Origin of the sequence: Alkalimonas delamerensis (genome assembly GCF_030717955.1) — a bacterium.
Classification (GTDB): domain Bacteria; phylum Pseudomonadota; class Gammaproteobacteria; order Enterobacterales; family Alteromonadaceae; genus Alkalimonas; species Alkalimonas delamerensis.
In genome coordinates this window covers 580,993-606,936 of the sequence record NZ_JAUZVY010000002.1, presented here as the reverse complement: position 1 = coordinate 606,936, position 25,944 = coordinate 580,993, and the positions used below count along the sequence as shown (strand labels likewise).

General features: G+C 54.4%; 23 protein-coding genes. 6 read left to right on the top strand and 17 right to left on the bottom strand.

Features of this window, described 5'->3' with window-relative positions; genetic code table 11:
- Positions 1 to 12 precede the first annotated feature (12 nt).
- The 3 genes from ybfE to Q3O59_RS07190 all read right to left on the bottom strand — a co-directional run bounded on the left by ybfE (position 13) and on the right by Q3O59_RS07190 (position 1,366).
- Entirely contained in the window at positions 13 to 285 is a 273-nt protein-coding gene (gene ybfE, locus Q3O59_RS07200) for a LexA regulated protein (RefSeq protein ID WP_305944925.1), read from the bottom strand.
- Entirely contained in the window at positions 285 to 503 is a 219-nt protein-coding gene (locus Q3O59_RS07195) for a DUF2788 domain-containing protein (RefSeq protein WP_305944924.1), read from the bottom strand. The genes ybfE and Q3O59_RS07195 overlap by 1 nt, the downstream gene beginning before the upstream one ends.
- A 95-nt stretch (positions 504 to 598) precedes the next feature.
- The gene (locus Q3O59_RS07190) at positions 599 to 1,366 is read right to left on the bottom strand and encodes an alpha/beta fold hydrolase (protein WP_305944923.1); all 768 of its coding nucleotides are present in this window, start codon (positions 1,364 to 1,366) and stop codon (positions 599 to 601) included.
- A 469-nt stretch (positions 1,367 to 1,835) separates the two neighbouring features.
- Between Q3O59_RS07190 and seqA the strand changes: the two genes are divergently transcribed.
- The 6 genes from seqA (at position 1,836) to Q3O59_RS07160 (ending at position 9,143) form a co-directional block, all read left to right on the top strand.
- Positions 1,836 to 2,381 (top strand): replication initiation negative regulator SeqA, encoded by a 546-nt coding sequence (gene seqA / locus Q3O59_RS07185; RefSeq protein WP_305944922.1) that lies wholly within the window; start codon positions 1,836 to 1,838, stop codon positions 2,379 to 2,381.
- Between the two features lie 9 nt (positions 2,382 to 2,390).
- Entirely contained in the window at positions 2,391 to 4,040 is a 1,650-nt protein-coding gene (gene pgm / locus Q3O59_RS07180) for a phosphoglucomutase (alpha-D-glucose-1,6-bisphosphate-dependent) (protein WP_305944921.1), read from the top strand.
- A 209-nt stretch (positions 4,041 to 4,249) separates the two neighbouring features.
- On the top strand, positions 4,250 to 6,736 hold the full coding sequence (locus Q3O59_RS07175; RefSeq protein WP_305944920.1) for a glycogen/starch/alpha-glucan phosphorylase: 2,487 nt from the start codon (positions 4,250 to 4,252) through the stop codon (positions 6,734 to 6,736).
- 172 nt (positions 6,737 to 6,908) lie between these two features.
- Positions 6,909 to 8,396 (top strand): DUF1538 domain-containing protein, encoded by a 1,488-nt coding sequence (locus Q3O59_RS07170; RefSeq protein WP_305944919.1) that lies wholly within the window; start codon positions 6,909 to 6,911, stop codon positions 8,394 to 8,396.
- On the top strand, positions 8,393 to 8,743 hold the full coding sequence (locus tag Q3O59_RS07165; protein WP_305944918.1) for a P-II family nitrogen regulator: 351 nt from the start codon (positions 8,393 to 8,395) through the stop codon (positions 8,741 to 8,743). The genes Q3O59_RS07170 and Q3O59_RS07165 overlap by 4 nt, the downstream gene beginning before the upstream one ends.
- Before the next feature lies 1 nt (position 8,744).
- The gene (locus tag Q3O59_RS07160) at positions 8,745 to 9,143 is read left to right on the top strand and encodes a CBS domain-containing protein (protein WP_305944917.1); all 399 of its coding nucleotides are present in this window, start codon (positions 8,745 to 8,747) and stop codon (positions 9,141 to 9,143) included.
- A 42-nt stretch (positions 9,144 to 9,185) separates the two neighbouring features.
- Here the strand turns inward: Q3O59_RS07160 and rnk are convergent, their stop codons facing one another.
- The 14 genes from rnk to upp all read right to left on the bottom strand — a co-directional run bounded on the left by rnk (position 9,186) and on the right by upp (position 25,912).
- Positions 9,186 to 9,596 carry a nucleoside diphosphate kinase regulator gene (gene rnk / locus Q3O59_RS07155; RefSeq protein ID WP_305944916.1) on the bottom strand — a complete coding sequence of 137 codons (411 nt, stop codon included), beginning with the start codon at positions 9,594 to 9,596 and terminating at the stop codon, positions 9,186 to 9,188.
- A 100-nt stretch (positions 9,597 to 9,696) separates the two neighbouring features.
- Positions 9,697 to 12,918 carry a sensor histidine kinase gene (locus tag Q3O59_RS07150; RefSeq protein WP_305944915.1) on the bottom strand — a complete coding sequence of 1,074 codons (3,222 nt, stop codon included), beginning with the start codon at positions 12,916 to 12,918 and terminating at the stop codon, positions 9,697 to 9,699.
- Between the two features lie 71 nt (positions 12,919 to 12,989).
- On the bottom strand, positions 12,990 to 14,474 hold the full coding sequence (locus Q3O59_RS07145) for an NAD(P)H-hydrate dehydratase (protein WP_305944914.1): 1,485 nt from the start codon (positions 14,472 to 14,474) through the stop codon (positions 12,990 to 12,992).
- A 7-nt stretch (positions 14,475 to 14,481) separates the two neighbouring features.
- Complete coding sequence (locus tag Q3O59_RS07140) at positions 14,482 to 14,835, bottom strand: YdbL family probable chaperone protein (RefSeq protein WP_305944913.1); 354 nt, start codon at positions 14,833 to 14,835, stop codon at positions 14,482 to 14,484.
- Positions 14,836 to 14,845: 10 nt separating this feature from the next.
- A complete protein-coding gene (locus Q3O59_RS07135) occupies positions 14,846 to 15,034 on the bottom strand; it encodes a YnbE family lipoprotein (RefSeq protein ID WP_228591122.1) in 189 nt (62 codons plus the stop codon).
- 9 nt (positions 15,035 to 15,043) lie between these two features.
- Positions 15,044 to 17,626, bottom strand: a complete 2,583-nt coding sequence (locus Q3O59_RS07130; RefSeq protein WP_305944912.1) for an intermembrane phospholipid transport protein YdbH family protein — start codon at positions 17,624 to 17,626, stop codon at positions 15,044 to 15,046.
- Positions 17,627 to 17,748: 122 nt separating this feature from the next.
- Entirely contained in the window at positions 17,749 to 18,852 is a 1,104-nt protein-coding gene (locus Q3O59_RS07125; RefSeq protein WP_305944911.1) for a copper resistance protein NlpE N-terminal domain-containing protein, read from the bottom strand.
- A 114-nt stretch (positions 18,853 to 18,966) separates the two neighbouring features.
- Positions 18,967 to 19,842, bottom strand: a complete 876-nt coding sequence (locus Q3O59_RS07120) for an alpha/beta fold hydrolase (RefSeq protein ID WP_305944910.1) — start codon at positions 19,840 to 19,842, stop codon at positions 18,967 to 18,969.
- 69 nt (positions 19,843 to 19,911) lie between these two features.
- Entirely contained in the window at positions 19,912 to 20,409 is a 498-nt protein-coding gene (locus tag Q3O59_RS07115; RefSeq protein ID WP_305944909.1) for a nucleoside triphosphate pyrophosphohydrolase family protein, read from the bottom strand.
- A 160-nt stretch (positions 20,410 to 20,569) separates the two neighbouring features.
- Entirely contained in the window at positions 20,570 to 21,700 is a 1,131-nt protein-coding gene (locus tag Q3O59_RS07110) for an ABC transporter permease (protein ID WP_305944908.1), read from the bottom strand.
- Positions 21,700 to 22,869, bottom strand: a complete 1,170-nt coding sequence (locus tag Q3O59_RS07105; RefSeq protein ID WP_305944907.1) for an ABC transporter permease — start codon at positions 22,867 to 22,869, stop codon at positions 21,700 to 21,702. The genes Q3O59_RS07110 and Q3O59_RS07105 overlap by 1 nt, the downstream gene beginning before the upstream one ends.
- Complete coding sequence (locus tag Q3O59_RS07100) at positions 22,869 to 23,840, bottom strand: HlyD family secretion protein (RefSeq protein ID WP_305944906.1); 972 nt, start codon at positions 23,838 to 23,840, stop codon at positions 22,869 to 22,871. Before Q3O59_RS07100 ends, Q3O59_RS07105 begins: the two co-directional genes overlap by 1 nt.
- Before the next feature lie 9 nt (positions 23,841 to 23,849).
- The gene (locus tag Q3O59_RS07095) at positions 23,850 to 25,208 is read right to left on the bottom strand and encodes a TolC family protein (protein WP_305944905.1); all 1,359 of its coding nucleotides are present in this window, start codon (positions 25,206 to 25,208) and stop codon (positions 23,850 to 23,852) included.
- A gap of 77 nt (positions 25,209 to 25,285) precedes the next feature.
- The gene (gene upp / locus Q3O59_RS07090; RefSeq protein ID WP_305944904.1) at positions 25,286 to 25,912 is read right to left on the bottom strand and encodes a uracil phosphoribosyltransferase; all 627 of its coding nucleotides are present in this window, start codon (positions 25,910 to 25,912) and stop codon (positions 25,286 to 25,288) included.
- Positions 25,913 to 25,944: the final 32 nt, after the last annotated feature.

Here is a 25,944-nt window from a genome sequence, read left to right as displayed (position 1 = left end):
AATGCATGCCTTTTACTTAATTAAAATCGTGGTTAAAACCTGCTCCAGGTAAGCGCTCCGGGTCAGTTCCGCTTGCTCAGCAGCCTGAGTGAGCTGCTGATACAGCTCTGCCGGCACTTTAAACTCAATACGCTTTAAGCCCTTCTCCCGATCCCGTTTCACCTGATTGCGCTTATTAAACTTCAGTTGCTCCTCGCGGGGCAGTGGGTTGGTTCTGGGTCGGCCGGGGCGCTTTTCCTGGGCAAATAAATCCGGGGTGGTGCGGTCGGTACTGCTTTTCGCCATCAACCCAAGCCTTGTGTTTCGTAAATAAACTGAATAATGCCTTTGGCGATAAAGCCTGCGCAGCCGGTAAAGAGCACTATCCAGACAAAAATACGGCCAAACAACGGCACCTTACCGCGTTTCAATACATCCTGAATGGCCATGCCAATAAAGAAAAACAAGATGGCGAGGCCAATCCAGAGTGCCAGAGATTCGTACTGCTCAATATCGTAGCCCATCGTATGCACACTGCCAGAAAAAAAACGGCGGCACTATAGCACAAAATCGGCATGGATTTCTTGTTTTATCACAAGCGATCTGCTGAAAAAAAGTGCTAGCAGTCGGTTTGAGCCTGCAAAAAATCCAGCACAATCTTATTAAATGCCGCTGGCTTTTCTGCGTGCAGCCAATGGCCTGCGCCATGAATAATTTTGGCCTGGGCTTTGGGAAACAATGCTTGGGTGGCGGCTTGATGCTCCGGCAGGATGTAATCGGAGTTGGCGCCTTTGATAAAAAGTACCGGTCCCGGATAGGCCCGGCCTGCTGGCGCGGCCAAAACCTGGGGGTAGCAACGGGCGATGGTGGCAAGATCGCAGCGCCAATGAAACCCCTCTGCATTCTTTACCAGATTCTTCAGTAAAAACTGCCGAACTCCGGGCTCGGCAATGGTCTTAGCCAGGTGCTGATCGGCTTGTTGCCGTGAGCTTAGATTGCTCAGGTTGAGCTGCTGCATGGCCTCGATAATCGAGCTGTGTCGGTCGTTGTATTCCACCGGTGCAATATCGGCTACCAGCAGCGCTTTGACGCGCTCGGGGGCACTTAACGCCAGTTGCATCGCAACTTTGCCGCCCATGGAGTGGCCCAACAAGTAAAAGCTGTCGGCATCCTCGGGCAGACTAGCAAGGACAGCCTGAGCCATCTGCGGGTAGTTCATGGCATCGCTGTGTGGGGAGCGGCCATGGTTGGGCAAGTCCAGACTGAGTACCTTGAAGTGGTCCTGAGCTGCTCTGGCAATGCCTGCCAGGTTGTCCTGACTGCCAAAAAGTCCGTGCAGCAACACCAGATAGGGACCCGAGCCGCGTTCTTCACTGTAGAGTTTCATGGCCATCCTGTGACTTTTAAACCCAAAGCATTGGGCTTGATGCAAATGTGATATATACCCAAGTGACCTCAAGATGCGGATTTCAGCGGGAGATAAAAGCGCTTTAGGCAAGGCAGTTGTTGGAAGGTTTGGTGGTTCCAAATCGACAACAGCTAACGCCGAATAAAGTGCTTTTAGCCCCGCCCTGCGGGAGCCGCTGGGTGCTTCCACTGCGGCGTTACTCTGGCTAGCAAGGTGGCCGACATTGCGTCGCCAGTGTGCCTTGCATTGAAAGCGGGTATAGGGATATACCGTTTCGCGAACCTGAGGATGGAAAGCACCCAGCGACTCTGAAGCTCGCATCTTGAGGTCACTTGGGTATATAGTAGCAGAAACGAGCAAGCAGTCGATACAGGCTGGTAACTGGTGAGGGGGCTTTATATAATGCAACAGAATCTACCTTTTGATGTTCCCGCAACAGGCCATATGCATGAAAACCATTGAAATTGATGAAGAGTTGTACCAGTACATTGCCAGTCAAACCCAGCAAATTGGTGAAAGTGCCTCCCAGATCCTGCGTCGTTTGTTACTGGGAGCCGCCGATGCGTCGGTGCCCGCGGTAGAGAGCCCGCAGGAGAGCGCTGTTGCTGAACCCGCACCGGCCAAAGCCAACAATAAAACCAGTAACTCGGGCACTGCTGCCTCCGTGCTGGATAGAATCAGTCGACAGGATCTGCAAGCAGAATCCAGCATTGTCGGCCGCTTTTTGCTGATCTTATCGGCGCTGGCTAAAGCCCATCCGGCTGACTTTGCCAAGGTGCTGGAGATCAAGGGGCGTGACCGTCAGTACTTCGGTCGCAATGAGGCCGAGCTGTTGCAAACCGGCAGCAGTACCAACCCAAAAGCCATTCCGGAAACAGACTTCTGGGTAATTAGCAACTCCAATACCACCCGCAAAAAAATGATGCTCACGGAAGCGGCGCTTAAACTTGGTTACAACGAGCAACAGGCGGAACAAATTCGCGATCTACTTTAAGGACTTTGTATGTCAGTGCACCCCAATGCTGGTCAGGTAGCTGCACAGGATCAGCTTATCGATGTTTGTCAGCTGATCAGCTGTTATTACGAGCGCAAGCCCGATGTGAGCAATCCGCAACATTTGGTCAGTTTTGGCACATCCGGGCATCGTGGCAGTGCATTAGCGCATGCCTTCAATGAACCCCATTTGTTGGCCATCAGTCAGGCTGTCGCGGAGTACCGGCAGCAAGCTGGCATCCATGGTCCTTTGTTGATTGGCAAGGACACCCATGCCTTGTCCGAGCCTGCTTTTGCTTCGGTGGTGCAGGTGTTGGTGGCCAATGGGGTACGGGTGCGTATCCAGCAAGGACATGGGTTTACGCCAACGCCGGTGATTTCCCATGCCATCATCAACCACAACAAGGTGCATGCCGAAAAGGCCGATGGGCTGGTGATCACGCCTTCGCACAATCCACCGCAGGATGGCGGCATTAAGTACAACCCGCCGCACGGTGGGCCAGCCGATACCGATGTGACCGATGCCATTCAGCAACGTGCTAATGCGTTATTGGCTTCGGGCTTAGACGGTGTAAAACGGATACCCCTCGACCAGGCGCTGGCTTCCGCCTTGTGCGAGCCATACGATTACGTGCAACCCTACGTGGAAGAATTGCAGCAGGTGGTGGATATGGCCGCCATCGCGAAAGCGGGCATCCGGATTGCGGTTGATCCCATGGGCGGCTCTGGCATTGGCTATTGGCCGGTAATTGCCAGGCACTATGGGCTGGATTTAACCGTGGTGAACGAGAAGGTCGACCCGGCTTTTGGTTTTATGCCGCTGGATAAAGATGGCGTGATTCGGATGGACTGCTCATCGGCCTATGCAATGAGTCATTTGATTCAACTGAAAGATCAGTACGACATCGCCATTGGCAACGATCCGGATTTTGACCGCCATGGCATTGTCACCCGCAGTGGTGGCCTGATGAATCCGAATCATTATCTGGCGGTGGCCATCAACTACCTGTTGAGTAACCGGCCAGACTGGCCTGCGGAGCTTAAGATTGGCAAAACCCTGGTATCCAGTGCGTTAATTGACCGGGTAGTGGCGGCTCGCGGTCGTGCACTCTACGAGGTCCCCGTTGGCTTTAAATGGTTTGTTGATGGTCTGGCCGACGGCTCTGTGGCTTTTGGTGGCGAAGAAAGTGCCGGTGCCAGTTTTTTACGTTTTGACGGCAGTGCCTGGAGCACCGATAAAGACGGTTTTATTCTGGGACTGCTGGCTGCGGAAATCCTGGCCAAAACCGGGGTCGATCCCTATCAGCATTATCAGGCTCTGACCAAAGAGCTGGGCAGTCCTTTGTACCGCCGGCTCGATGCCGCTGCAACACCTGCGCAAAAGCAAGCGCTGAAACAGCTGGATGCCAGCAGTGTGGCGCAAATCGAGTTGGCAGGGGATGCTATCTTAGGCGTGATGACCAAAGCACCGGGCAACCAGGCTGGTATTGGCGGGGTGAAAGTCGTGACCCAAAATGGCTGGTTTGCTGCCAGACCCTCGGGGACTGAAAACACCTACAAGATTTACCTGGAAAGTTTTGTCGATGGCGATCACCTGGCTTTGTTGGAACAGGACGCCAAAAGCTTTGTCGATGCCGTTTTTGCCGCGATCAACCCCTGATCGCGGCCATCAAGCTGTAATATTGTTACGATATTTTGCTGTCAATGCCTATGCAAACGTATTCCTGCCTTGTTTTTTGTAATCTTTTTACATTTAATAGCAAGAAATCTTTCACTTGTCTGGGCCTTGCCAGCAGCTAAGCTTTAGCATGCCCCCAAACGTCTTGTGGCCAGGGCAGACCGGTGAGCTACTAACCAACAGGATTGGCAATGACTAAAACAAAGATCTCCTCATCATCCACGCCGGCAACAGCGAGTCTGAACGCCGAGCAGTTGAAAGAACGCATTATTCGTCATCTGCACGCAACCCTGGGTACGGACATCAACAAAGCCAGCCCTCAAGCCTGGTGGCGGGCCACCTGTGCCGCCATCAACGAGTCGGTGTTCGACGGCCTGCGGACTACCCAGCGTGAACATTACCAGCAAGACACCCGGGCGGTGCACTACTTCAGTCTCGAGTACCTGATGGGCCGTCTGTTCAGCAACAACCTGCACAATTTGGGCTTGTATCAGTCGGCCAAACAAGCGCTGGCTGAACTGGGTCATGATATTGCCGATTTGGAAGACCAGGAAGAAGACATGGCGCTGGGCAACGGCGGTCTTGGCCGTCTTGCTGCTTGCTTTATCGACTCGCTGGCGACCATGAACCTGCCGGCGGTCGGTTATGGTATCCATTACGAGCACGGTTTGTTCCAGCAGGAGTTTCAGGCTGGCCGCCAAATCGAGCGACCGGACAGCTGGCGCGAGTACGGCAACCCGTGGGAGATTTGCCGGCCCGAGTCGGTGCAGGAAATCTCGGTCTATGGCTATGTCGAAACCGTCTACGATTTGCAAGGCCGGATGAAAAAAGTCTGGCACCCGGGGCGCATCATCAAAGGGGTGCCCTGGGACATTCCGGTGGTGGGTTACCATGGCAGCTCGGTCAATGTGCTGCGTTTATGGGAAAGCCGTGCCAGCGATTTCTTTAACTGGGATGTGTTTAACTCCGGCGGTTACGTCGATGCTTCGCGCGAGAACATCGAAGCGGAAACCATTTCCAAGGTGTTGTACCCGAACGATGAAACCGAAGCAGGCAAAGAGCTGCGGTTGATTCAGCAGTATTTCTTCTGCTCCTGCTCGTTAAAAGACATTATTCGCCGCTACAAACGCGCCCATGGCGATGACTGGAGCAAGTTCCCTGAGCAAGTGGTGATTCAGCTGAACGATACCCACCCGGCGGTCGCTATCCCGGAGCTGATGCGTATTCTGGTGGACCGCGCCGATATGCACTGGGATGAAGCCTGGGGCATTTGTCAGCAGGTGTTTGCTTACACCAACCATACTTTGCTGCCCGAGGCGCTGGAGAGTTGGTCGGTTCGGATGTTTGAAAAAGTACTGCCGCGCCATCTGGAAATCATTTACGAAATCAACCGCCGTTTCTTGCTGGAGCAAGTGGACGTGCGCTGGCCGGGCGACAACGACAAAAAGCGCAAGCTGTCGATCATCGAAGAAGGCCATGAGCCGATGGTGCGGATGGGGCATTTGTCGGTGGTGGGCTCGTTCCGGGTCAATGGCGTGGCCGAAGTTCATTCTAAACTGGTGCAATCCGATTTGTTCCCGGAAATGGTGGCACTGTGGCCGGAGAAATTTACCAATGTCACCAATGGCGTTACGCCTCGGCGCTGGTTAAAAGCCTGCAACCCACGGCTGTCGTCGATGCTGGACCGTTTGATTGGCAGCGACTGGCCAACGGATCTGAAGCAGTTGTCGAAACTGGCCGCTCATGCCGATGATCCTAAGGTGCAGGATGACTTTATGGCCATCAAGCAGCAGAACAAAGCCGATTTGGCCAAAGTGATTCAGGATTTAACCGGGGTGGCGGTCGACCCGGCTGCTATTTTTGACATTCAAATCAAGCGACTGCACGAGTACAAACGTCAGCATCTGAACTTGCTGCATATTCTGGCATTGTATCGTCGGATCCTGCAAAACCCGGATTACGACATGGTGCCGCGGGTGTTTATTTTTGGCGCCAAGGCGGCGCCTGGCTACAAGCTGGCGAAAGAGATCATCTATGCCATCAACAAGGTGGCCGAGAAGATCAACCACGATAAGCGGGTGAAAGATCGCATCAAAGTGGTCTTTATGCCGAACTACCGGGTAACGCTGGCCGAGAAGATGATCCCGGCGGCCGATGTGTCGGAGCAAATCTCCACCGCCGGTAAAGAGGCTTCCGGTACCGGCAATATGAAACTGGCGCTAAATGGTGCCATTACCGTGGGTACTCTGGATGGCGCCAACATTGAGATTGCCGAGGAAGTGGGCGAGGACAACATTGCCATCTTTGGCTTAACGGTGGATGAAGTCAAAGCGCTGCGTCAAAGTGGCTATCACAGCCGGGATTACTACCACAACAACCCGGAGATCAAAGCCATTTTAGACTGGCTGGAGACCGATTACTTCACGCCGGGCAAACCGGGCGAGCTGGCGGCAATCAAGCACAGCCTGCTGGAAGGCGGTGATCCTTATTTGGTGCTGGCCGACTTTGAAGGTTACCAGGCGGCGCAGCAGCAAATCGACGGCTGGTACCGCGATAAAGCCGGCTGGGCGAAAAAAGCCATGATGAACACCGCCTGTGTTGGCAAGTTCACCTCGGATCGCTCGATTCAGGATTATGTCGACCGGGTCTGGCAGTTGACGCCTTGCAAGGTAGACTGACGGTTCGCGCTTTCGTGCGGTTACAAAACAACAAAGTCCCGGCCTATGCCGGGATTTTTTTATTTTCGATCAATAAAATTAGGCAGAAACTAAGCTAGACTATAAGCTATAAAAACGAATGAAATACAAGCAGTTGCTATTAAAGCTTTACTGATCTCGAATTGGAGGCTGAGTGCAGTTCCTGAAGGACTTTCTGCATCAAATACTACATGCCAGTAAAAACCTGCTACCCATAGTGGTGGTGGTGGTGTTCTTTCAGGCGGTGATTTTACGGCAAATGCCCAACGATCCCTGGATGCTGGCGCTTGGGCTTGGCATTGTGGCTCTTGGCGTGGCGATGTTTTTGCAGGGACTGGAGTTCAGTATCTTTCCAGTTGGCAAAAGCCTGGCCAATCAGTTTGCCCGTAAAGGCTCCATTCCCATTTTAATGGCCTTTGGCTTTGCCATGGGCTTTTCGGCCGTGGTGGCCGAGCCAGCTCTGATTGCAGTGGCCCAGCAAGCCGAGCAAATCAGCGATGGCCGGGTTGATGGCCTGACGCTGCGGCTGATTGTCGCGCTGTCGGTGGGGGCGGTGATGGCCATTGGTGTGCTGCGCATTATTTTGGGCCATCCCATTCACTGGTACATGATCATCGGTTACATCCTGGTGGTGACGGTCACTTGGTTTGCGCCAGAAGAAATTGTAGGCCTGGCGTACGACTCGGGTGGGGTCACCACCAACATTGTCACAGTGCCGTTGATTGCCGCGCTGGGGTTAGGCCTGGCGGCATCCATTCGGGGCCGTAACCCCTTGATGGATGGCTTTGGTCTGGTGGCGATGGCGGTAATGGTGCCAATGATCAGTGTGCAGCTGTATGGCATCTGGGTGTACAACGTGGCGCCCACACCGGAGTTGGCGCTGGAGTTGGTTGCGACCGACATCAAAGCGGTGCATCCACTGCTGCAAATGCTGCTTGATTTACTGACCATGCTGCGCGATGTGCTGCCGATTATTCTGGTGGTGCTGTTTTTTCAGTATCTGGTACTGCGCAAACCGCTGAAAAATCCTGTCAAAGTAGTTTTCGGTTTTATCATGGTGCTGCTTGGTCTCTATGCTTTTGTCATTGGTTTAAAGCTCGGACTTTTCCCGATAGGCGAAGGCATGGCGGAGCAATTGATGGCGCGCAACTACCTGCCGTTTATTTACCTGTTTGCCTTTATGATAGGCTTTGCTACTACCATGGCTGAGCCAGCACTGATTGCCGTTGGTGAGCAAGCCGAGCAAGCCGCACCCGGTAAATTAAAAGGCAGTGTGATCCGTATTATTGTTGCCCTTGGCGTTGCGATTGGCATTGCCGTCGGCGTGCACCGCATTATTACCGGCGACTCCATCCACTATTACATCATGGCCGGCTACTTGTTGGTGATTTTGCTGACGGCGCTGGCACCCAAATACATTATTGCCCTGGCCTTTGATTTGGGGGGCGTGACCACCTCGGAAGTAACGGTGCCTTTGGTCACCGCCCTGGGCATTGGCCTGGCCACCCATATTGAAGGACGCAATGTGCTGATCGATGGCTTTGGCCTGATCGCCTTTGCCTCGATTTTCCCCATTATTACCGTGATGGCGTACGCAATTATCATGGAGTACGCCGCCAAATTCAGGAGACAACCCGCATGAAGTTCTCAGCCCTTGTGGCCATCGTCAACGATGAGTACGAAGAGCAAACCATCAAAGCTGCCCGTAAACATGGTGCTACCGGCATTACCATATTGGCGGGCAAAGGCATTCCCTGCGATGAGCGCAAAACCTTCTTTGGTTTGAGCTTTGAAGGCAGTCAGAGCGTGCTGATTATGGTGTTGGAAAAGTCATTGTCTTTGGGGGTGCTTAAAGCCATCAAAAACGTGGTGGCCAAAGATGAAGGCGGCTCTGAAGGTCTGGTTTTTACCGTGCCGCTGGAGCATTTAGCTGGCATTGATGTCAAACAAGTGCAGCGCTTTGAACAACATTTAAAAGAGGAACTCTAGTATGGACTCGGTTCGACTGGTGAAAGACATTATGGTGAAAGAGGTGGTGACGGTATCGCCTTTTACCACCTTGCGTGAAGCGCTTAGCCTGATGAAGAAGCACGACTTAAAATCTTTGGTGGTGGATAAGCAGCAGCCGTATGATGCCTATGGCCTGATTACCCACACCAATATTTTAAAAACCATTGTGGCAGAAAGTGGCGATATTGATTTATTGCACGTGTACGACATTTATACCAAGCCAGTGGTAGCGGTCGGCGAAGACTTAGCGGTCAAGCATGTGGCCGCTTTGATGAGCCAGCAGCGTATTAAACGGGTGCTGGTGTTGAACAACAACGAACTGGCTGGTCTCGTTACGATGCAGGATATTATGGACCCGATTCTGGAGATGGTTGAATAGGGCAGCGACGCTGCCCTTGTCATCATTATAGAGGCTGAATGCTTAGCGGTGGTATTCGCCTTTACGCTCGGGCTGATCAACCAGTTCAACAATTTCTACTTGATCCAGTTGTCCACCCGGCATCGGCCAGTCGATGTGCTGGCCGACCGCTAAACCAATCAGCGCAGCGCCGACCGGTGCGAAAATCGAAATGCCATCGCTGGTCGTTGCCAGCTCTTGCGGGTAGCACAGGGTTTTCTCAAACTCCTTGCCACTGCTTTTCAGTTTAAAGCGTACTTTAGAATGCATGGTCACCACATTGGCCGGAACGGCTTCTGGCTCAACCAATGTCGCCCGTTCCATTTCCAGCAACAGCTGTTCGTGTACTGGGCTCAGCTCTTTTTCTTTGGCCAGTAAAGCGTCAATGCGATCGTAATCCAGGCTTGAAAGAATAATCGCAGGTTGTTTGGACATTGCTATCTCCTGTCACATAAAAAAACCGCCTGCGGAACAGGCGGGGATAACCCTTATATTGGACCTTTTTGCTAAAAAAGCAAGTGGCTTGGGCCGCTGTTTATAGGGCCTCAGGTTGGCGTGGGAAGCGCACTAGGAAGCGGGTCCCCTCAGGGCTGCTGTGTTGCAACTCAATGCTGCCATTTAACACCTGACTGGCTAAGTTGTAGCTTAGATGCAAACCCAGTCCATGGCACTGGCTGCCTCGTTTGCTGGTGACAAAGGGTTCGAAAATGTGCTGCTGTATGTCAGGTGCGATGCCCTGGCCATCGTCTTCAATCAACAAATGGCACTCGGTAGCCGTAACGCTTAACTCAATACGCACCTGTTTTGAGCCGCTCATGGCAAAGGCATGCAGGCAGCAGTTTTGCAGCAATTGGAAAATAATTTGCTCCAGGGCCTGGGCACGCAGCTCCAGCTGCATCTGTGGGCAGGATAAGTGGAAGTCGATGTCTGGATAGCCGAGTTGATAAGGCTTGATCCGCTCTTGCAACCAGTGGGGCAGCTGAATACTTTGCAACCGGGCATCGTTTTGATCCACCGCGACCTGTTTGAAGTGATGCACCAGATCGGCACTGCGCTCAAGGTTTTTAATCAGCAGCTGCAAATGTTCGCGGCAGTGCTGCAGGAAGGATTGCATTTTCTGATTGGTGATTTGCTTTTGCTGGTAAAGCGCCGTCATTTGCTCAGTTTCATTTAACAAGACGGTGCTGGAGGTTAATCCGATGCCAAGCGGGGTGTTTAATTCATGCGCCACGCCTGCAACCACCTGCCCCAAAGAGGCCATTTTCTCTTTTTCTACCAGCAGTTTTTGTGCGGCTTCCAGCTCACGTTGCTGCCTGGCAACCTGATGGCGCAATGCTATGGCCTTGCGCCGCTCTGCGTGCATTCGCCATAGATACAGAGCCGTCAGCACAGCGACCAGCAAAAGCAAGCAGAGCAGGGCAAACCACCCCTGCTGCCATAGCTTGGGCAGTACTCGAATATCCAACGTCAGCAGCTCAGGGTTCCAATCGCCCTGGGCATTGCTGCTTTGGATCCGAAGTTGGTAGTGCCCTGGCCAAAGATTGGTGTAACTAAGCTGGCGTTGCGATGCATCCATGGTACGCCAGTCATCGTCAAAGCCTGTCAGTTGGTAACGGTAGCGCAGGGCATTGGCTTGAAGCAGATCGAGCGCAGCAAACTCCAGACTAAAACCGCGCTGCTGTGGTTCAATTTGAAGCTCAGCAGTCGGCAGGGAAGTAGCGCGGCCATCAATGTGCAGTGCGGTAATCACCAAGGGCGCAAAGACGTCCGAAGCTGGCTGATAGGCATCGGCATCCACCACCAGCAATCCCTCGGTGCTGCCAAACAGCATTTTGCCATCATGGCTTTGCTGGTAAGCGCGAAACCAGGGGGTACCGACCAAAAAACCATCGTGCTCTGCCAGGGGCTTTAGTTGGCCGGTGACGGGATTAAACAGCCGCTGCTGACTCCAAATCCGGCCGTGACTGTCTTGCAACAAGTTGGCACCAAAAGCACTGGAGGGTGCATCGGCGCTGGCTGTGTGCAGCAGCGGCTGCTCAGCCATAAAGTCATCGATAAAATACAAACCTTCAGGTGTATCCAGCCAAAGCTTGTTGTGTGCCACCAGCAAGCCAAGAATGCTCAAAATAGGGGTATCGCGATTGGCAAAGTGGACTAAGCTGGCTGCTGATTGGCCAGGGTGCAGCCGGTACAAACCGGTTGAACCACCTCCTACCCAAAGTTGCCCCAGTGGATCTTCTGTCAGTGCATTCAGATAATCGGCTTGTGGGGAGGGGGACAGCAATGGGTATGAAACCAGTTGCTGCACCCCATCATCCCAAAGATACAATCCTTGCTGGGTGCCCAGCCAAAGACGCTGCTGGCTGTCTGTAAAAAAACGGCGAACACTTTCATTAAAGTCGGTACCCGACAGCAACATCTGAACGGAACGGCTATCAGGCTCGACCTGGTAAACGCCATGAGGATAGGTAGCCAGCCAAACCCTGCCATCCGGCCGCCGTGTCATGGCGGTGACCCAGCCTTGTTGCAGTTGCCCGGAGTCGGCCCCCGGCTCGATGCGGGCAACAATGCCCTGGCCTGGTTGCACAATATCAACACCAGAGCCGCGGCTGCCCAACCAGATCTCACCGTTATTAAGCTCTAAAATGCTGCTGATATCCGGATTTGAAAGACTGTGTTGGTGCAGCAGGCTGTAACGCAGCATACTGACCTGGCGCGAGCGCTGGAAATGCTGCAAACCGCCACCGTAACTACCGACCCAAATCACTCCATCTCGATCTTGGTGCAAAGCGCGCACATCGGCATGGGCCAGACTGTAGCGATCGGACGGATCAGGCAGATCGCGATGCAACAGCTGCTGACTGCTGCGCTGCCAGCGCTCTATGCCACCAAGGCGGGCTAACCAGATTTCGTCATTGGGCAATAGCAAGAGATCATGCACCGGGCTGGCCGCTTCGGTCTGCGCTGTTACTGGGAAAGGCTGCAGGTTTTTCGTGTCACTTTTCCAAACATAAACACCAGCGCTGGCTGTTCCCAGCCAAATGCTGCCATCCTCAGCCAGTTGCATGCTGAGCACACTCTGGTCACTGAGTGCTGTGATTGCAATGGGATCAAGTTCCGCTGCATTAAGATCCAGTTGAATCAAGCCCTGACGATGACCTATCCATAAGCGGTTGTCATTATCGACCAGCAAAGCCCGGATACTGAGCTCCGATAAGGTTGGATGCGACAACAATTGACTCTGCCCGGAACCATCGATGTACGCCAGGCCATTGCGACTGCCAACCCAAAGCCGTTGTTGCTGATCTTCTGCCAATACCTGGGCACTTTGCCAAAAAGGCAACTGCTGCTCAGGGAAATCGTCAAAGGATGAAAAGCGCAGGGTTTGGGCATTAAAATGACTGACTCCTCCGGGCGCTGCAGTCACCCAAAGCTCACCATTTTGCCGCAAGTACAACGACTGGATAAAGCGGCCAGTTAATTGTTCACTCTGATCGCTAAAACGCACAAAGCGGTAGCCATCGTACCGGTACAGACCACTGCTGGTACCAATCCACAAAAAACCTTGTTGATCCTGCAAGATAGCGGTAATGATCTGCTCAGCAATTTGCTGCTGATTGCTGACCTGGAAAAATAACGAGGGCGTCGGGGGGTAACTTGGCCTGTGACCATTCGCCCAAAGCGGCACTGCCAGCAACCAGCCGGCTAACAGCAGCAAACAGGCACTTAAACCTTGGGGCGTTACGGCTGTGGGCATGGGGCGAAGCGGCCTTAAAATGCGGATACTCAGCTTAACAATAGGTGATTAAGTCATTGAAATCAATAAAACTACTCAAATAAATTCAGCGATTGGTTGAGGTGTTGCCGCACTGATGATAGTAGATCCGTGGCCAGCAATCCGCGGGGGCCAAAACGTGCAGCCTGGTGATCTGCAGCACAGGCATGCAACCAGCTGCCAAGCGCAGCGGCATCTTCAGCATTGAGACCTTGTGCCCATAAAGCCGCAATGATACCGCTAAGCAGATCGCCCATACCGGCAGATGCCATGCCCGGGTTGCCCACATTCAGTAACTGCGTGCCTTTATCACCTGCAATCAGGCTGCCATTGCCTTTCAGCAATACCGTAGTCTGATATTGCTGCTGCAAGGCCTGTACTGCATTCAAACGATGTTGTTGCACCTCTTGGCTGCTGCAGTGCAGCAAACGGGCTGCTTCACCTGGGTGCGGGGTTAGGATCAGCTGATTAAGCCGTGGAGCAGTCTGCTGGGCCAGCAGGTTTAGAGCATCCGCATCCAGCAGCACAGGTTTATTTTGCGTCAGTACTTGCTGCAACAATTGCTGGCCCCAAAACTGCTGTCCAAGTCCTGGGCCTGCCACTATCACACTGGCTTTCTGTAAAAGTGGGTGTAAATCCTGCTGCGCTTCTACGCCATGCACCATGCACTCTGGCCGGCGTGCAACCAATGCCGGAACATGCTCTTTTCGGGTCAGCACTGTCACTAGGCCGGCCCCACATCGAAGTGCGGCTTCGGCGCTGAGTAAGGGGGCACCAGCCATGCCGTGGTCACCGCCAATAATCACCACATGACCGGCCTGGCCTTTATGGAAGTTGGCTTTTCTTGGTGCTAGTTTTCGAAGTAATTGATTGCCATCGACTAGGGTTGCACAGGCTTGCTGTGCGGCCAGCAAAGGCTGTGGAATCGACAAAGGCTCCAGCAGTAATTCACCGCAGTGATCGGGGCCATCTGCTGTGAATAAACCAATTTTGTGACCGATAAAGCTCAGGGTGACATCGGCCTGAACAGCAGAAGCTAAAACCTGGCCAGTATCAGCGCATAGGCCGGAAGGAACGTCGACCGCTAGCACTGGAATGGTACTTTGATTGATTTGGGAGATAGCATTGAGGTAATCACCGCCAACCGGCCTGTTCAGACCAATGCCAAAGATTGCATCTACCAGCACATCTGCTCTGCAGGGATCGCAAAGATTAAGCAGAGGAACCTGAGCCTGCTCTGCTGCTTGTCTAGCCAGCAGAGCGGCTTTGGGGAGTGTGGTGTGATCGCCAATGCATTTGATAGTTACCCGGTAGCCCTCTGCTTGGGCGTAAGCAGCCAGCAGGTAGCCATCACCACCGTTATTGCCGTTACCCGCATACACCAGCAGGTTTTTCCTGCTTGGCCAGCGTTGCTTAAGCAGAGCCAGCAAAGCGCTGGCAGCTTGTTGCATCAGCACAAAGTCGCCCTGAGCCATCTCAGCAATGGCTTGCTGTTCGATGGCCCGGATTTGTGTGCTGCTATAAAGCCGGCCTGTCATAAGTGATTCAGCGTTTTCTTACCCATTGACCATCCAGTTTGACAAACTGGCCGGCAGGGGTGCGTTCAATCGCTCTTTGGCCTGCCCGTGCTTCCACATCGGCGACGGCAATGTTGTTATCGCGGGCGATACGGCTGTACTCAGCACGACGGGCATCGTTGATTAGCTCAACAATCTGCCGGGCTTCAGCACTGTCTTGCACCACCCCCAGATAACCATTGACTTGCTCACCAATCAATCCTTGCTCTTTGGCAGGGCCCAAAGCATTCATTGCTTGTTGAAGATTCATCGCCAGCACCGGCAAGGCCAGTAGCAGCAAAAAGGTTGCCAGCAGAGTTTTGACAGAAGTCGCTGTTTTCATGGGGAGCTCCTTAAAATAGACCACTGGAATCGCTGAACAACTGATCCAGTTCGCGATCGACCCGGATCAGAATTTCATGTTCAATCTTAACGTTCAAATTAATGGTGATCGGCTCGGATGGCGCAGCCACCTGAACGGTTGGGGTACAACCGCTCAGCCAGACTGCAAGAGCCGACATGGCTAGTGCTTTTACATGCATGGTTTTCTCCTATGGCCGGCGCGGCTGTTGCAGTCGCTGCTGGACCCGTTGTTGTATAACTTCGTTCAGTTGGTTGGTGAGCTGTAAACTGGTAATCAGCGCCGGAATATTTTCTTCCAGCGTGATGTTCAAGTGCACCGGGCGGCCACCTTCCATCGCCGGGTTCCGACCTTCCAGCCGCAGCGCCAACACCAGCTGTCCATCGGTGCTGTAACTGACATCGCTGCTCAGCACTGTGTAGTGAAAATCATCCAGCGCTGTGAACATGGTTTTCATGGCTGGATTACTGGCAGCCATGCTTTGCGCCTGAGGCGAGCGATAACTCAGGCTGCCACCAGGCTCCTTTGCCTGCAGACGCCCTTGTGCGACTTCGAAACCTTGGGGGGAAATAATCAAGGGGATCTCGCCATTGATCAGGCCATGGCCCATTAAGTCCGTTGTTGGGTGCTGTGTCAGCAGTTGTTGCAAATCCAATTGCTCAAGCTGCAATGGCAGCAGCCAGCGCTCTTCACGCAGATCCAGCGTCATTGCCGGCAGCTTGACCGCACCATTGAACAATCCGAGCGTCTTGTGCTCCAGCTGGACCATTCCTGTTGTTGGCGCATCAAGCGACGCCTGGTAGCTGGCTGCCAGGTGCAAAGGACCGGCGCGGACACCTTGTTCCAGCTCTTTTACGGTCAAGTCCGAACTGCGGATGGAAATCGTATCATCCTTGAGATGGAGTTCGAGCTGGCTAGTCAGGTTGCGAAAGAGGGTGGTGTCGTAAAAACCGGAAAGATCAAGCAACTGGGTTTCACTGCTGAGCGCCATGCCATCATTATTGAAGCCATAGTCCAGTTTACCCTGATGCCGGATGCGTCCGCGTTGAAGCGTCAGCAATTCTGGCCAGTCCGTCAAACTGCTGGCCAATGGATTGCCGGCCAACACAAATACATCCGCCAGCTGCCATGCCAGGCTGAACTGTTCGGCGCTGCTGCTGAGCTGGGTACTGAGTTCCAGGCCTGAAGAGGCGGTCAGCAGTCCTGTTGCTTGCAGCAGATCTGAAGCTTTGGATGCACTTTGCAGCTTGCCTTGCCACTGCCAGCTCAAAGGTTTGAGGACAGGGTGCTGCAATTGCTTGAGCTTAAGGTCTGCCTGGCTTTGCAGCTGCCAGCTGCTGGTGTCTGACTCGTTGGATTGCCAGGACACTTGTCCATTCGACAGTGCGAGCTCGAGCGCCTCAATGGTCAACTCAAGCTCCGGATTGTGCAGCCTTGCAACCGACAATTGCAGCGGCTCAAGTGTTTGCCAATGCTGTTGGCTCAGGCTCAGTTGGCCCGTTAGCTCAGTGCTTAACTGCAACTGCTGCAAAGACCAGTCCTGATAGTGAAGTTCAGGCAGTGCCAGTTGCAGCTGCAACTGTTGGATGCTGAGCTGTTGTGCCGGAGCATTGAGCTCCAGCGAGGCAAGCAGCTGCTGCTGATCGGCGGAGAGCAAACGGAGCTGCAATGGCAGGGCGGTCAGATCAAAGGCTTCCGTTTGCTGACTGCTTAAACTCCAGTACCAGCTTTGCGGCTGGACTCCGAGCTCCGTTAAACCCTGCGGCAATTGCAGCTCGCTCAGACGTCCACCTGCAGCCAGCCGGAAAGGCGATGCCTGGCCATCGGTAAAATGCGCATGGGCCTGAACTTCCGCCGTGATCAGCCCAAACTCAGGCAGGTAAAAGGGACTGGGGCTGCTTAGCTGCAGTTCGATGTCACCGTTCAGCTGCGGCCAAAAGGATTCGTCCAGCCTGGCTGGTACCTGCAACTGCCATTTACTCTGGGCTCGAATGCTTTGTTGAAACTGCTGCAACCAGCTCTCTGGCAGCTGCTGTTGCCACAACGCCAGCTCAGCCTGCACCCAGCCAGGCGGGGGCAGCAATTCAAGTTGCGTCGCACCTTGCCAATGGAGGGTTTGCGTCTGCTGCTCCTCGACCAGGGCGCTGTCGAACTGCATCGTTAGCAGCTCTGAGACATCCAGCATGACCGATAACTGCGGCCAGTTCTGAGCGACCTGGTACTCAAGTTTCAGGCTAAGGCCATGGGCCGGGTGCTGCAAGGAGCTGAATTGCAGCTGGGCGTCCAGACTTTCTGTCTGTTGCAGCGCGACAGAGCCTTGATAGCGGCAGCGGCTTTGCGCACAAGGCAGATCAAGCTGCAGCTGCTCAACGGTTGTGGTCGCTGGTAGCCACTCTGGCCAGTGCCAGCGCTCAGGCAGCAGCTTGTTGCTGGTGCTATCGGGCTTGGTGCTGCTGTCGGGGCCAACGGGGAAAGCGGATAAATGCAGCTTGGCGTTATGCAGGCCAAGCTGTTGCAGCTGAGGGCGGAAGCCTTGCCAATGCCATTGAAGGCTCAGTTGTTCAAGTTCAACCCGAAGGCTTTGCTGCTCAAGCGGGTAGCTAAAGTGCAGGTGAGCCAATTGCAATTGGCGCAGGCCCCAACCAGCTATCTGGTAGTCCAGCTGCTGGATGGGCAGTTGACGCAGTTGCTGCTGCAGCCACAGAAAAGCGACCAGCAACAGGCAAACCACCAGGGTGAGCAACAGACTAAAAATACGGACAAAGCGACGCATAAAAGCCCAGCCATCAACACTTTAACACAGCATAAACACTTTGAACTGAACAGGCAATGAATTGCTACCTTCAGGGCTGTTGCCAACCGGCAAGGGCCCTGAGGTGCTCAAAAGGAAAACCGTTAATTGGCGGCAGGTACCAACTGCATGATAACTGCATTGTTCTGAAAGAGTTGCAGCGCATGGCCATTGACCTCGGCGCGGTCTGCGTTTTGTAAGCTCTGGGTGAAACTTTGCTCGAGCTGGCTGCTCTCTTCACAGAATTTACGGGTCATCGCCAGATTGCTGATCTCAAGCGTATTGGCGCGTTGGCGATAGCTGCCATGGAAGTTGTTGCAACCGGCAAAGCCGTAGAGGGTGTTGTTGTCGCGAAACAGCACCCGGACATTCAATTGCTGCGGCACGTACTGCTCAGCAATTTTTTCTGCCCGCCATACCAGCCCATGCACGGCAGCCGGGGCATGACGTTGCGGACAGGCGGCTCCGGGCCAAAACTGTTCGAACTGATCAATGAACAAGGTGTTGCTGTCCTGGCCGTTACCCAGCCGGCCAGTCAGGGTGGCGATGACTGCCTGACCACTTAATTGCGGATCTTGCCGGTAATTGCGCAGCATTGGCATGTGATGTTGAGTCATGGCCACCTGAAAGCGCTCACCCGAATCGCACAGGGTAAAAGTGGCACTGTCGCCATTGACCTGATAGAGGCCAAGCATTGGACGGCGGGTGTCGATACTTTGCAGTCGTTCGGTCCGATCCAGATGGTAGTTCAGGCTGGAAACGATGGGTTTGCCAGCCATGTCCAGCATGGTGAGTCGGCGATTGCTAACAAACTGAAAGGTCGGCAGGGTGTGTTGCTGGTTCATCAGATGCAGGGTGCGTTGCTCCAGCAGCCAGGTGCCTTTCACCAATAAAATGTTGTTGCGCTCCAGATACTCTTGCCGGATCTCAAAGCGGCCATCGCGGTACAGGTTCAAATGAAAGGCAATGCCCGGGCAATCGGCACAAGGCAGGGTGCCGATAAAGCTCATGTCTTGATCGATAAAAATCATTTCAAAGTCGGTGGCAAGGGCTTGTGTGACCTCGGAGTCAGGCAGCTCCTCTACCGTGCTGACCTCTATCGGTACCACTGTTGCTGGCAGCAGCGGTTCGGAAGAGCGCTCAGGCTGGCTGCTGCACGCAACCATCATCACACTCGCCAGCATAGCAAAGGCAAAACGCATGTTCATGTAAACTCCAATCCAGAGCGATGGCAATAAAAAGCTCGAATAGTATACCTTGTTGGTGCTCATCCAGAAACAGATCCAGGCCAGAAACAGCACCAAGCCTGTAAAAGACCGGTTCTAATCAGCCGCCAAATGACGGACAACGGCGGCCGCTGTTTGTTCCGGCTGCTCTTGCATAAAACAGTGACCACCGCTGACTTGCTCCAGCGCAACCCTTGGGTTGAGCTTTTGCCATTTCATCAGAGCCTTGGCAACAAAAGGGTAGCTGCGGTCACCATAAAGCACCCGGGTAGGTGCGCAGGGTTTGGCCAGCTGCTGCCAAAGATCGCGCGGGAAAGAGCCAAAGATTTCAGCTTCCCGAACCGGCTGGCATTTCAGGCTTACGCCATGCTCGGATGGTTTGAGGGCATGGTCAATGTAGGCGGCCAGCGCCTCCGGGTGCCAGTTGTTGAAAAAGGCACGCTGCTGCAGGTAGTGACGGGCACTTTCTTTATCGGGCCAATGTTGGCGGCGCTTTAAAGCTGCCCGGGCATAAGGGTTGCGTTTATACAGTCGCACTATGCTCAGGGCTTTCATGCTGGTTAACATGCTGGGGGTGAACAACACCGGATCGAGCAAGAGCACTTGCTGAAATAGTCCGGGATCAGCCGCGTTGTTCAGCGCTGTTAACACCCCGCCAAAGCTATGGCCCAGGCCAATATGGGGCACATTGGGATACAGATGCCGGTGTGCCAGCCAGGCCTGCCTGGCCAGTTCCGCGCTTTCGTTCCAGCCAATAAAGGCACCACCATGATCGCTGTCACCATGGCCCTGAGCATCGGATAAGAACAAGTCGTAGTCGTCGGCCAGTTGCTGCAGCATGGGTTGGTACATCCGGCTGCAAAATCCATTGCCGTGCAGCACATGCAACACCGGCTTACCCCTGGGGGCACTGTGGTACCCCCGCAGGGTAAAGCCGTAGTGACTATGAAAAGACCAGGGCAGAAGTTCCACTAAGGTTGTCCCAGTTTTAATGCAGATGGCGGCAAGATGCCAGCTTTTCTATCTTGCCGCAAGTCGGGATCAGACTTTTTCCTTGTTGGCGGTCTGCTCTGCCAGTCGTTTGGCTGCCACTTCGGATAACTGGCTTTGTTCGTGCTCCAGCGCTTCTATCTGGGCACGGTCAGCATCGGTTAGTTCATCCTTGGCCAGGATTTCATCAATTTTTTCTTGCAGGGCTTCGTATTTCTCACGGTCAAAACCCACTTTTGCATCCGTCATCGCTTGCATCATCTGGCTGAGATAATCGACCTTTGCGCTCACCTCATCCGCGACCCGGCCATCCGGGCGGTAGGTGAGTGTCAAGGCATCGTCTTGACGGTTTGGCGTGCTCAGGGTGACCCGGTCCGGCTCTGGGATCGGCGTTGGCGCTAAGTCCGGCACCGGTTGTGGCTGAATATCGGGCTTACTGCCTTTGGGCACTTCTTTTACCGGCAATGGTTGCAGCTCAGCTTTGCCTTGATGAATGCGTTGCCTAAGACTTGGATCGAGCTCGGCTGTGCCCTTCAGGTTGTTCAGCATAAACGCCTCCTTGGATGGTTTTCCACCAGCCGTGTGCTGGCTGATGCATTGTGAACCAAAGGTTACGCAAAAATTGCGCCACTTTCATGCTGCTCAATTTAACGGGGGGCAGCTGGCGCTGTTGACCTTTTCCAAGCAGAAACCCGGCAGGATCTTGCCATTACAGGCGGGTATTTTTGCCGTCGGCTCGATACAACCACAAGCCAGCACTGATAAACAGCAGGGTCAAGCTGCCAAGCGCCAGCAGCTGGGGCAGAATGTCACTGAGTTGTGCCCCCAATTGGTTGATGCCAACAAAACCATGAATGCCGGCCGTCGAAGGTAGCAACCAGCGCAGGTAGGTTAAAACGGTCGGCAGGGACTCGGCTGGCCAGCTGTAGCCGGAGACAAACAACATTGGCACCGAGGTAATCAGCAGCAGTTGCAAACCACGCTCCCGTTTGTCGAAGGCGCGCGCCAGCATCAGGGCAAAAGCCGCAATGCACAGCGAAAACAGCAGACCAAAAAGCAGCAAATGCAGCAAAGGGCCTGCTTGTGCGTAGTGCTGAAGCTGCAAAGCCACCAGGAAAAAATACAGCGTATTGAGCAGGCCAATGCAGCCAAAGGTGAGCAGCATCCCCAAATAAGCCTTGTGTCCCCGTGGCTGCTGGCTGAGCTCATTCTGACGCCCCAGCACCAGGGTAACCCCTATCAGCAGGGTTTGCTGAATAATCAGCACCATCACAGCGGGTACGATGGCATGGCCGTAGCCATCTTGTGGGTTAAACCAGTGACGTTGTTGCACGCGCAGCGGTTGCACAGTATCCATTGCTTGTGCCTCGCTAAGGCCCAGGCTTTGCAGCTTGTGCAGGCTGATGGCAGCCCCCATGGTTAAAGCGGCTTCGTTGGCGCTCATCAGTGCTTTGCTGCCTGCCAGCAAGTAACCGCCATGGCTGGCAATTTGGACTTCGGCTGGTCGTCCGGCCAGAATATTGGCATGAAAATCGGAAGGGATAATGATCAGCGCCATCACATCGCCATGCCAGAGGGCCGCTTGAATTTCGGCCGACTCATTGCTGATCTGTTCAATCGAAAGATTAGGCGAGGCAAGCAGCAGTCGGCGCAAGTTGCGCGATGAGGCACTGTGATCCTGGTCGATTAAAATAACCGGCACCGACTCGACCTGCTCGTAGTGATAGGGCAGCGGATAGAAAAAGGAATACAAGATGCCGGCGACAAAGAGCAGCAAGATTGCGCCTTTGTCGGCCAGGATCAGGCGCCAGGTATGCAAACTGTGTTGCCAGATGCTCATTAGCGTGCTCCCCAGGACGCAGGGTTAAATGCCGAGCGCTTTAGCAGCAGATACCCGGCCAGGCTGGTACACAGCAGCATGGCTGCAAGCACCGACCAGGACGCGCCCACAGCGGAAAGCGGAGCCGCCGCCAGCCATTGCTGGTTGTAGATTTTCAGCCAATGGGTCAAAGGCAGAATACTGGCCCAGTACTGGGCGAAATCCGGCATCGCTACCAGTGGAAACGCCTGGCCTGAATAGGCGAAAGCCGGGGCACTGTAAAACCCGGCCAGGCTGAGTGCCATCCGGAAATTCCGAGTCAGAGCAATCAGCAGCAAGGCCACGGCCATGGCCGCAGCAATCATCAGCAACAGACTGACCCAAATCAGCAGCGCAGAGCCGGTGTAGCTGGCTGGAATGTATTGGTGGAAAAACCAGACATAGCCGCCTGCATAAGCGGCCAGCAACACAAAATAAGGCAGCAGCTTGCTGCTTAACGCCAACAGCACCGAACCACTGGCCGTTGCACGCCAGGCCATGGCGGTCCCGTCACGCAGCTCACGGCCAATGGCGGAGACCGTGACCACCATCGCCAGTATTTGAAACAATGCCGGGATCAGGGTGGCGGCCAGAAACACCTCGTAGCTTGGCCCTTCGTTAAACAAGGGCGTCGCCAATACCTGCACCGGTAGCAGGGTACTGAGGCTGGCCTCGGCCGAAAGGCCCTGGCGCTCAAGCCGGTCCAGGCCGATGGCCACGCCGGCGGTCATCAGCGCCTGGCGGATGCCCCGTTGCAAGGTGGAGGCGTAGGTGGTGTACTGACTGTTCAAATTCAGCACCAGCTCGCTGCTCTGCCCCTGATAAATGCGCTGCTCCAATCCTTGCGGCAGCACCAGCACCGCATAGACCTGTCGTTGGCGCAGTGCATCGGCTGCCGCTTTGCTGTCTTGCAGCTGCAGCGCTACCTCCACGCCTGGGCCGGCATCGACCAGTCGGATTAGTTGGCGGGAAAGGGCACTCTGATCCTGATCCAGCACCGCCATAGGCAATCGCTCGGGCTGTCCGGCAGAGAAAATCCAGCCCACCAGCAAACACAGCAAGGGCAGCAGCCAGACTGCCAGCAGTTGGTCGCCTTTGTCCTGCGTTAAATGCTGCAGTTCACGGTGGCTGCTGTGCCAAAAAGCCGGCATTAGTCCTCCAGCGCCAGGATCACCGTCATTCCGGCTCTGAGATCAGGCTGTGGTGCCTTCGGCCGGGCCTCGAGCTGGAAGGTTTTCAGATCGTAGCCGGGGGTTCCCCGCACCTGCTTCCAGTTGGCAAAAGAAGGCAAAGCATTCAGCCGGCTGACGCTAAATTCCAATGAGCGGTTCAAGGCGGGTACCCAGGCCTCGAAAGACCGACCCGGAACCAGCGCATTCAGTTTGTCTTCACGAATGCTGAATACTACCCAGCTGTCGCTTGGGTCCACCAGGGTGATAATGGGGTAACCAGCGGGTGCCAATTCGCCCTGTTGAATGACGATGCTGGCGACTTCGCCAGCCACCGGAGCTTTCAGCTGTGTTTCCAGCCGGTAGGCTTCGACTTCTGCCACGGCAGCGGCTGCCCGGCGGTTTTGTGCCTGAACAGCCCGCAGTTGCTCCTCTCTGGCACCGGCAGCCGCCATGCTGTGACGGGCCTCGGCCGCTTTGGCTTGATCCCGGCTTGCCTGCCACTTGGCCGTGGCTTCATCCAGTTGCTGCTGCGATACCAGGCCCTCTTGCTGCAAATTGCGCAGCCGGTTCAGGGTAGTCTGATACAGGTTTTGTTGCACCATGGCCCGTTGCCAGTCGAGTCTGGCCATTTCGACCTCTTCTTTACGAAGGCCTGCTTCGGCTTCGTCCAGCAGGGCCTGCGCCGCCGCCTCGGCCGCCTCAGCCTGAGCCAGTTTTGCATTCAGCTCCGGGCTATCCAGCTCCAGCAGCAACTGACCGGCGCTGACCTGGTCACCTTCGCGCACATGCAATCGTTGCACCCGAGCCGGAATTTTACTGGCCAGCCGCACTTCGCGCACTTCCACATCACCATGCAGCAGCTCTGGCTGCTGTTCAGGCCAAAGCCACCAAAAGAGTCCAACCACCAGCAGCAGTGCGGATAACGGGATCAGTATTTTTTTCAGGGACATGGGACTTCCTTAATCATCTAAGCAGGGCTGCTGTTGCTGCAGTGTGGGTAGCCAGCGGCCAAGCAGCTCTGGCTGGCCGGTCAGTTGGGCCAATTGCGCCAGGGCACTGGCATGTAAAAAGGCGGCCTGCAAGGCCTGGACTTCGGCAGCCGCTTGTTTTAACCGCGCATCGGTGACATCCAGTGAGGTGGCCATGCCTTCGGCGAATGCATGTTGCTGCAACCTGGCATGCTCCCGCGCCAGTTGCAGATCCTGTTGCAGCAGCTCAAAGTGTTGCTGCTGTTGTTGCACCAGGCGGTAGCTGCTTTCAACTGCCAACTGTATGTCTGCAGTGGCTTGCTGCTCAGTATATTGCAGTTGCTGCTGCCGGTTTACCACCGCAGTGGCACTGGCGCTGCGGTTAATCGGGGTGGTGAAGTGGTAGCGCATCCCCAGGCCGATACTCCAGTCTGGCTCGGTTAACGGCGTTGCCGAGCGATTTAAGTCGTAACTCGCCACCAAAAATACTTCGGGCAGTCGCTTGCCTTGTTCGATACGCAGTTGCTGTTGCAGTTGCCCGGTTTTGGCGCTGAGCTGCGAAAACACCGGGTTGTGCTGCTTCGCTAATTGCAGATACCAATCGGCTGGGTGCTCAAGTTGCACTGGGGCCGGCAGTGGCGTACTAAGGCAATGCAGTATTGGTATTTGCAGTAAATTCGCCAGCGCTGCCCGCACATCGCTCGCCTGGTGTTGTGCTTCTATCAGGCTTCGCCTGGCATCGGCATGGGCGACTTCTGCTTGCATGCGTTGCAGGGCGGTAATCAGGCCCTCTTGCTCGAAACGTTTGGCTTTATGCACATGCAGTTCCAGAGTGCTTAAGGCCTGTTGCCGCACCTGAACCACCTGGCGGGTCATCTGAGCGGAAAAATACAAATCGAATAAACGCTTGATCAGCTTTTGCTGCTGCAGTCGTTGCTCGGCTTCGGCTTCACCTACCCGCTCAGCAATCTGTTGTTGGGCGGCCTGAGTTCGGCCACCGGTATACAGTGGCCACAGTAGATTGAGCTGGGAGCGAATGCCGCTACGAAAAACATCCAGCTCGGCCGGTTGATTGATTACCGGGATGTCAAAACGCACGTCTTTTTCATAGGCAATCCCAGCAATGGTGACACTCAGCTGTGGCAGGTTCAGGCTGTTCAGTGCCTGCTGCTGTGCCTGCCAGGCATCAACATCGGCTTGTTGTGCCAGCCATTGCCAGTTGGTGGCCAGCTGCTGCTCCGCCTCGGCAAAGCTCAGGCTGCTGCTGTGTCCGTCGATTGGGCTGCCAAGAGTTGCCAGCAAAGCCAACACTGGGGCAGTTCGGGCTGTGATGAAGTTCGAACAGCGCATGGCGATCCTTTAGAGTAAAAGCTCTATTTTATTCTAGGCAATTTATCGCCCGGTTGCAACGACTACGATTGGAGCCCTTAGCGGGTACCAAACAGCTTATCGCCGGCATCGCCCAACCCTGGCAGAATATAGCCCTGCTCGTTCAATTTTACGTCAACGGCCGCGGTATAAAGCTCTATATCAGGATGGGCTGCCGAAAGGGCGGCAATGCCTTCCGGCGCGGCCACCAACACCAATGCCTTGATGTGCTGACAACCCTGTTGTTTTAACAGATCGATGGTGGCAATCATGGAGCCGCCAGTGGCCAGCATTGGATCAACAATAATCGCCAATCGCTGCTCAATATCGGGTGCAAGTTTTTGGAAGTAGGGGACAGGCTTCAGGCTTTCTTCGTCGCGGTAGATACCAATGACACTGATACGAGCACTGGGTAAGTGCTCGAGTACACCATCCATCATGCCTAAACCGGCACGTAAAATAGGCACTACGGTGACTTTTTTACCTTGAATTTGACGGATCGGAATAGTGCCGCACCAACCTTCAATACTGGTTTCCTCCAGTGGTAAATCGGTGGTCGCTTCGTAGGTCAATAAGCTACCTATTTCCCTGGCCAGTTCGCGAAACTGTTTGGTGCTAATATCAGCTGCGCGCAGCAAGCCCATTTTGTGTTGGATCAGCGGGTGCTTCACTTCAACCAGCTTCATGCGATCTCCTTCTGTATTCAGTATAAGTTTTA

Excerpts from the sequence above, each read along its gene's own strand:
- ybfE (WP_305944925.1), bottom strand. The coding sequence starts at position 285 with ATGGCGAAAAGCAGTACCGACCGCACCACCCCGGATTTATTTGCCCAG.
- Q3O59_RS07195 (WP_305944924.1), bottom strand. The coding sequence starts at position 503 with ATGGGCTACGATATTGAGCAGTACGAATCTCTGGCACTCTGGATTGGC.
- Q3O59_RS07190 (WP_305944923.1), bottom strand. The coding sequence starts at position 1,366 with ATGAAACTCTACAGTGAAGAACGCGGCTCGGGTCCCTATCTGGTGTTG.
- seqA (WP_305944922.1), top strand. The coding sequence starts at position 1,836 with ATGAAAACCATTGAAATTGATGAAGAGTTGTACCAGTACATTGCCAGT.
- pgm (WP_305944921.1), top strand. The coding sequence starts at position 2,391 with ATGTCAGTGCACCCCAATGCTGGTCAGGTAGCTGCACAGGATCAGCTT.
- Q3O59_RS07175 (WP_305944920.1), top strand. The coding sequence starts at position 4,250 with ATGACTAAAACAAAGATCTCCTCATCATCCACGCCGGCAACAGCGAGT.
- Q3O59_RS07165 (WP_305944918.1), top strand. The coding sequence starts at position 8,393 with ATGAAGTTCTCAGCCCTTGTGGCCATCGTCAACGATGAGTACGAAGAG.
- Q3O59_RS07160 (WP_305944917.1), top strand. The coding sequence starts at position 8,745 with ATGGACTCGGTTCGACTGGTGAAAGACATTATGGTGAAAGAGGTGGTG.
- rnk (WP_305944916.1), bottom strand. The coding sequence starts at position 9,596 with ATGTCCAAACAACCTGCGATTATTCTTTCAAGCCTGGATTACGATCGC.
- Q3O59_RS07150 (WP_305944915.1), bottom strand. The coding sequence starts at position 12,918 with ATGCCCACAGCCGTAACGCCCCAAGGTTTAAGTGCCTGTTTGCTGCTG.
- Q3O59_RS07145 (WP_305944914.1), bottom strand. The coding sequence starts at position 14,474 with ATGACAGGCCGGCTTTATAGCAGCACACAAATCCGGGCCATCGAACAG.
- Q3O59_RS07140 (WP_305944913.1), bottom strand. The coding sequence starts at position 14,835 with ATGAAAACAGCGACTTCTGTCAAAACTCTGCTGGCAACCTTTTTGCTG.
- Q3O59_RS07135 (WP_228591122.1), bottom strand. The coding sequence starts at position 15,034 with ATGCATGTAAAAGCACTAGCCATGTCGGCTCTTGCAGTCTGGCTGAGC.
- Q3O59_RS07130 (WP_305944912.1), bottom strand. The coding sequence starts at position 17,626 with ATGCGTCGCTTTGTCCGTATTTTTAGTCTGTTGCTCACCCTGGTGGTT.
- Q3O59_RS07125 (WP_305944911.1), bottom strand. The coding sequence starts at position 18,852 with ATGAACATGCGTTTTGCCTTTGCTATGCTGGCGAGTGTGATGATGGTT.
- Q3O59_RS07115 (WP_305944909.1), bottom strand. The coding sequence starts at position 20,409 with ATGCTGAACAACCTGAAGGGCACAGCCGAGCTCGATCCAAGTCTTAGG.
- Q3O59_RS07110 (WP_305944908.1), bottom strand. The coding sequence starts at position 21,700 with ATGAGCATCTGGCAACACAGTTTGCATACCTGGCGCCTGATCCTGGCC.
- Q3O59_RS07105 (WP_305944907.1), bottom strand. The coding sequence starts at position 22,869 with ATGCCGGCTTTTTGGCACAGCAGCCACCGTGAACTGCAGCATTTAACG.
- Q3O59_RS07100 (WP_305944906.1), bottom strand. The coding sequence starts at position 23,840 with ATGTCCCTGAAAAAAATACTGATCCCGTTATCCGCACTGCTGCTGGTG.
- Q3O59_RS07095 (WP_305944905.1), bottom strand. The coding sequence starts at position 25,208 with ATGCGCTGTTCGAACTTCATCACAGCCCGAACTGCCCCAGTGTTGGCT.
- upp (WP_305944904.1), bottom strand. The coding sequence starts at position 25,912 with ATGAAGCTGGTTGAAGTGAAGCACCCGCTGATCCAACACAAAATGGGC.